Below are 1,040 nucleotides of genomic sequence, written 5' to 3' on the forward strand. Positions count from 1 at the left end.
TCGTCTAAGTTGAAGGCGCTTGCGGGCTTTCGCGCTGAATTGGTCTTGGACGAATAACTTCTTCTATCGCGCTCAAGTGTCTTGGCGTTTTCACACAGCCAAGACCCATTGCGGAAGCCGCCGGGCGGCTCCGCTGACGTTGTTCTCGCTCAATCGGCGCTAACCAGCTTCTCCAGATGGTTCCAGATTTTGGTCGCGACTTCGCGTCCGATTACAGTCGGCTGTCCGGCCGGCACGAGAACAGCGTCGTCGGAGAACAATGCCATCCGACGATGAGCGTCGTGACCGTTGACCAGTTCGACAAATCTGGAATTCAAATTGGCAAACGCCTGTGAAATATCCATAGTCGCCTCCAGAAAGGGTGCGATGAGATTTGCGGTAGTTTGCGCCACGTCCGACGACAATCTCAACGCACCCTGAGCCGCACGTGGCGAAACCGCCCTCTCGGTTTTCAGCGGCTGGCAAAATTTATTGCCGGGCCGAGTGGCTGCCGAGCCGCCGGAGGAGTAAGCTGTGCCTGTTGCGCATGTCTTGAGACACGGCAAGCCCGCCATAGGTCGTGACCGCCGCGATAAGTGAGGCCGACGGCTGTCCGGCTTTGCGGGGTGCGGACCTTTGACGCGGCTCCAGAGGGAGGATCATCATGAACATTGATGAGGTTCGACAGGTTATCGACGAGGCAAATCGCAAGTTTAGTGCAGCCGCCGCCAGCAAGGACTATGCCGGTATGGCTGCGCTCTATACCGAAGATGCCAAGGTTCTGCCGCCCGATGCGCCGATTGTTTCGGGGAGGAAGGCGATAGAGGAATTTTGGCGCACGCACGCGAACGCACTCGGGCTGATAGACGCCACTCTCAAGACGATCGACCTTGAGATCGCCGGCGACACCGCCTACGAGATTGGCGAGGCCGATCTGAAACTCAGCTCCGGGCAGGCGAAGGTAAAGTATCTTCTCGTTTGGCTCCGAAGTCGGGATGGCCAGTGGCACGCGCATCGCGACATCTGGAATAACATGCCGACGGGCTAGAGTGGGCAACAAG

At 58.1% G+C, this 1,040-nt stretch carries 2 protein-coding genes; one reads left to right on the forward strand and one right to left on the reverse strand.

All coding sequences use genetic code 11. The features are described from left to right. Nucleotides 1-149: 149 nt before the first annotated feature. On the reverse strand, nucleotides 150-404 hold the full coding sequence (locus tag AC630_RS42630; RefSeq protein WP_143198798.1) for a Cif family virulence factor: 255 nt from the start codon (nucleotides 402-404) through the stop codon (nucleotides 150-152). Nucleotides 405-643: 239 nt separating this feature from the next. On the opposite strand from AC630_RS42630, the gene AC630_RS42640 reads away from it, so the two are divergent. Then, on the forward strand, nucleotides 644-1,027 hold the full coding sequence (locus tag AC630_RS42640; RefSeq protein WP_083636644.1) for a YybH family protein: 384 nt from the start codon (nucleotides 644-646) through the stop codon (nucleotides 1,025-1,027). The last annotated feature ends 13 nt before the right edge of the window (nucleotides 1,028-1,040 follow it).

It is taken from the genome of Bradyrhizobium sp. AS23.2 (assembly GCF_001908185.1).
In the GTDB taxonomy this organism is placed as follows: domain Bacteria; phylum Pseudomonadota; class Alphaproteobacteria; order Rhizobiales; family Xanthobacteraceae; genus Bradyrhizobium.

Excerpts from the sequence above, each read along its gene's own strand:
- AC630_RS42640 (WP_083636644.1), top strand. The coding sequence starts at position 644 with ATGAACATTGATGAGGTTCGACAGGTTATCGACGAGGCAAATCGCAAG.